The sequence below is a fragment of the Ruoffia sp. FAM 26255 genome, assembly GCF_045528525.1.
Taxonomy (GTDB): Bacteria; Bacillota; Bacilli; order Lactobacillales; family Aerococcaceae; genus Ruoffia; species Ruoffia tabacinasalis.
In genome coordinates, this window is the sequence record NZ_JBGQQX010000086.1 from 1 (window position 1) to 4,740 (window position 4,740).

Annotated in this window: 5 protein-coding genes; 2 read left to right on the plus strand and 3 right to left on the minus strand. The window is 34.7% G+C overall.

Annotated features, from left to right (window positions below; translation table 11 throughout):
• Positions 1-230 precede the first annotated feature (230 nt).
• The 3 genes from ACEN31_RS10945 to lspA form a co-directional block, all read right to left on the minus strand.
• A complete protein-coding gene (locus ACEN31_RS10945) occupies positions 231-932 on the minus strand; it encodes a DUF2786 domain-containing protein (protein WP_138405007.1) in 702 nt (233 codons plus the stop codon).
• Positions 933-1,007: 75 nt separating this feature from the next.
• Positions 1,008-1,946 carry an RluA family pseudouridine synthase gene (locus ACEN31_RS10950; RefSeq protein ID WP_407109430.1) on the minus strand — a complete coding sequence of 313 codons (939 nt, stop codon included), beginning with the start codon at positions 1,944-1,946 and terminating at the stop codon, positions 1,008-1,010.
• Complete coding sequence (lspA, locus tag ACEN31_RS10955; protein WP_407109432.1) at positions 1,946-2,404, minus strand: signal peptidase II; 459 nt, start codon at positions 2,402-2,404, stop codon at positions 1,946-1,948. The genes ACEN31_RS10950 and lspA overlap by 1 nt, the downstream gene beginning before the upstream one ends.
• Before the next feature lie 141 nt (positions 2,405-2,545).
• On the opposite strand from lspA, the gene ACEN31_RS10960 reads away from it, so the two are divergent.
• The gene (locus ACEN31_RS10960; RefSeq protein ID WP_407109433.1) at positions 2,546-3,178 is read left to right on the plus strand and encodes a YkyA family protein; all 633 of its coding nucleotides are present in this window, start codon (positions 2,546-2,548) and stop codon (positions 3,176-3,178) included.
• Positions 3,179-3,211: 33 nt separating this feature from the next.
• On the plus strand, positions 3,212-4,570 hold the full coding sequence (locus tag ACEN31_RS10965) for a putative glycoside hydrolase (RefSeq protein WP_407109434.1): 1,359 nt from the start codon (positions 3,212-3,214) through the stop codon (positions 4,568-4,570).
• Positions 4,571-4,740 lie beyond the last annotated feature (170 nt).

Here is a 4,740-nt window from a genome sequence, read left to right on the forward strand (position 1 = left end):
GGTGAATTAACCATATCAGAAAGGGGGTCTTTTTTCATCACCTAATGGGTGATGAAGCAGATTACTTTAAAGACTATTAAATCAATGTTAGGAAAGACTATTAGTAAAACTATGAATTATTCAGGATATTTATAGGTATAAAATTTTATGGAAATACAAAAAAACACTACAAAAATTGCAGTGCTTTAAATAACTCATCTATACATTCTCTTGAAAGTAGTGATATTAAATTATTGGTCTAAGTATTTGTTCGTTAGAGACACATTTTGTCCACGGTCATAACCATCATGATAGGCATGGCTATTTCGACTTAAATCAGGTTGTTTAAAGGCTAAAGAACCATTAATTTCTTGATTAAACTTATCTACAACATCTTGAGGAGTTTTGATAATTAAAGCAAACTTCTCATTATCATCTGCCATCTCTTCTCTTTGCTTGGCAAATTTATGGTCTAAACCATCCATAAACCCTTGATAGTAGGCTTTTCGAATTTGAGCTTGAGCGAGTGTAGAATCTTCATTATTATCTTTAATATGAATTCCTGCATAATGCTTCATTGATTCAGCAGCTAAGTAAAACACTTCATAAGCCAACTCAACATCTTCAGGGTAACCCATTAGAACAAGCTTTCTTTGCACGCTCTTCTGATGTGGTAGACGGTTACTCTGCACATAAAACATCACTCTGAAGTTTTCAGAAATGATCTTAACTAACACTTTCTCCCACCAATATAATCGCTTATATACAGAAAGGGATTTGATAATAATCTCTTGCTTTCCACCTTCATTTAACTCATCTTGAGAAATTTTATATTTAAGCATTAATTTTTGGGCCATTAATAAGGCTGTTTGACTCTCCTCGTCATTACCACCGTCTTCAGCAAGTGATAACAAATTACGTATTTTATCGAGAATTTTATCATTGATTGACACATTAATACCCCCTTGTTATGGCAATATAACTAATTTTATCATATTTTGAGACAAAATATAAATACAATGCCTAATTTAACGTAAAGTTCTTAAAACTTCTTCAAATCGATCTGGTAAATCTGTTTCGAAATTCATTGCTTCCCCAGATGTTGGATGTACAAAATGAAGCGACTGGGCATGTAAGAACTGGCCATCATCAAGTCTCGCTAATTGCCCTTTCATTTGGCCTACACCTTGACGATACAAGGGATCACCGACGATTGGATGCCCAATAAACTCTAAATGGACACGAATTTGATGTGTACGTCCAGTTTTTAACTCAACTTTAACGAGCGTATTATGTGCAAAAGTTTCTAGTACTTCAAAATGAGTGAGCGCGTATCTACCTGCATGATTGGTCGTATATTTAATACGATTACTCGGATCACGATTAATTGGCGCTTCTATGATACCTGTAGGTGTTTCAATCACTTCATTGACTAAAGCAACATACGTACGGCCCATTGAGTGGTCTTCTAATTGCTCACTCAGTCTTTGATGTGCATGATTATTTTTAGCTACAACGATGAGACCAGATGTATCTTTATCAATTCTATGTACGATCCCTGGACGGACGGTATCTTCATTATTAGATAAATTATCATCTAAATAATACACTAAAGCATTCACTAAAGTTCCTCTTGGATGTCCTTTTGAAGGATGAACAACCATATCAATCGGTTTATTAATAACCAAGACATCATCATCTTCATAAACTATATCTAATGGGATATCCTCAGGTAAGATATCCATTTGCTCTTCTTCGGGAATTTCAACGTTAATTACTTCACTCCCATTTAATTTGTAATTTGCTTTTTGATGCACGCCATCAACAGTAATATGCTGATTTTTTAATAATTTTTGAATGGTAGAACGGCTGTAAGTTTCTTCAGATAATAAGTCTACTAATACTTTATCTAAACGACCTACTTCGCCTTCTAATTCAAATTTTTTTGTTTCTTTAATTTTTGTCATTATAAAACATCCTCTGTATTTTCAAAAAATAATATTACGATAATAAGTAATACGACTCCGATTGTCAGTGCAGCATCCGCTACATTGAAAATCGGAAAATCTATAAACTTGAGTCTAAACATATCGATTACGTAACCTAAACGAATTCGGTCGATAAAATTACCAACGGCTCCACCAAGAATTAAACCGTAACTTAAACGAGTTATAAAATGATGGTCACGATTCTTGAAGATCAAATAAATAATATAAGCAGCAGCCAACACGGTAATAATTAAAAAGAAATTCACTCGACCCGAGAACAAGCCCCATCCACCACCATCGTTACGTAAGTAAAAAAAATCGAAAACATTCGTAATTCCTCTAGCTGATTCCCCTACTTGTAAATTTGTTACCGTCAAAAACTTGACAATTTGGTCAAAAACAATTAATAATATTGCAACGAAAAAAGATAAAAACATAGATACTCCTTGCCTTTAGGTTCTAAATATTTAATAATATTTGAATTGCTAATAGTGTTATTATATACTAATCTAAGTAAAAATTAAATTTATTATTTTTTAAACAATTTAAATCATTTTTAAGGAGAGTCTATGAAACATTTGAATAAAATTGTAATACTCTTAATAACGACACTATTTATTGCCGGTTGTGATAACTCAGTAGAAAGAGCTGATAAAACGGTCAGTCTCGTTCAGGAGAACGTTACAAGTATTGTTAATGAGTTAACAGAAATACAACTTGCTGAAGAGAACTTACAGGCAGAATTTGAAAGTACAATTGCTAACGCTGGAGATGATCTTACTTATTTTGCTAGTGATGATTCACCCATTCAACAAAATATTCAACGCCGTAAAGAACACTTAACTAAATTGGAAGAAGTTCGTGGTGAATTGGATACAATGATTGAGGAATTTTCTAATCAAGCTGATAATAGTCCACTTCCAACTGAACAAGTGACAAATCAAATTACTCAGTTACAGGAATTGTCTCAAGAAATCGTTACTTACATATCTGATTATCGAGAAAACATTGAAACTGAATCAATTGTTTACAAATCGATTGCAAATCCAGAAACGGATTACTCATCTTTCTTTGCTGTATTTGATAGAGTGTCACAGTTACATACGACCAATCAAATTAATTTAGAGCGTATCTTAGGGTACTTTGAACCTATCAATGCGCAATTAATTAATTTTAAAGTATATTTAGCTAATTTACAAGAATCAAATTAGGAATTTGTAATAAAGACAAGAGGAGTTTTTAATATGTCCAACTTAAAAAACAAAAAGGTCAACTCTTATACCAAAGTATTTGCATTACTTTTGCTATTGGTATTTGTTTTGGCAAGTTGTCAGCAGTCAAATACTGCTGAACAACAAGAACCGCAGTACTATACGCTACCAGAAGTAACACCAAAGTATGACAGTGAGACGGTCACTGATTTCAATAGCCGAGTTGCTACAAATGATACAAATCGTTATGAAGGTTTAGTGATACCGGATGAGCCATTGTTATCTCAACCCGAACAATTACCATCTGCTCTTTTCTATGATAGTGGAATCTCTATTCCTTATCCCGAAGATGGAGTTAAAGGTGTTTACCTAACGGCTGAGAATGTTGCCAATGAAGAATATTTTAACTACATCATTGATTACATCAATGAAACAGAATTAAATGCTGTAGTTATTGACTTTAAAGATGATTGGGGTAACGTTATTCCACCCATTGAAACTGACAATGAATATGTTCAACAAAACGTGATTGGATCGGTAGACTACGCTGAGGTATTGGGTGTCCTAGAAGAAAACGAAATTTATCCGATTGCTCGTATCACAACATTTAAAGATAATCTATTAGCTGAAGCGCGTCCAGACTTATCATTTGAAGATTCAACCACAGGTGAAACTTGGACTGATGGGAATGGTTCTAAGTTCATTAACCCATTCAGTCAAGAAGCTTGGGATTATGTTCTTACGATTGCTGAAGAAGCTGCAAAAATGGGCTTCAAAGATATTCAATTTGACTACATTCGTTTCCCTGAAGGATTCGAAACTTTCCATACTCAATTAGAATATGAAGTTGGAGAATATTCGGTTTTTGAATCAGATAATCCTGAAGAACAAGGTTATGAGCGTGTTGCCGCCATTAATGATTTTTTAACTTATGCTGATAACCGACTAACGCCTTATGTAGTTAATATAAGTGCGGATATCTTCGGATATACAGCGATTGCTGGAGATGCTCCGGATGTTCGTGGTATTGGGCAAAACTTCACCCAAATGGCTGAACGTGTAGATGTGGTATCTTCTATGATTTACCCTTCTCACTGGACTTCTGGATTCTTTGGATTTGATGTACCAGACTATTACCCTTATGAATTTACTAATACTTACATTCAAGAAGAATTATATGTGTTAGGTCCAGTTCAAAATAATGTTGTCTCAAGACCTTGGTTACAGGACTTTACGATGTTCATGGAGTACGGTCCAACTGAAGTTCAAGGACAAATTAATGCCTTAGCTGAAAACGGCATTCATGAGTATTTACTTTGGAATGCAGCTGGTGAATATACAACGGGTGTTGATTATGCTCCTGATGTAGAGACGGCACAAGTAACTGAATAAAGATAAAAGAGCTCGACTAGTTTTGCTAGTCGGGCTCTTTTTATATGTGCGCCCGGCATGGGCGATAACTTGGTGGTGAAAGTCCACTACAGACTTGGCAGTAGGAACTGTTAGCTAAAGGCAAGGGTGTCCACCGTGAGGTGGAATCTGAAGGAAGCCGGAGGCAAACA

Coding starts and splice junctions, on each gene's coding strand:
- lspA (WP_407109432.1), bottom strand. CDS start 2,404: ATGTTTTTATCTTTTTTCGTTGCAATATTATTAATTGTTTTTGACCAA.
- ACEN31_RS10950 (WP_407109430.1), bottom strand. CDS start 1,946: ATGACAAAAATTAAAGAAACAAAAAAATTTGAATTAGAAGGCGAAGTA.
- ACEN31_RS10965 (WP_407109434.1), top strand. CDS start 3,212: ATGTCCAACTTAAAAAACAAAAAGGTCAACTCTTATACCAAAGTATTT.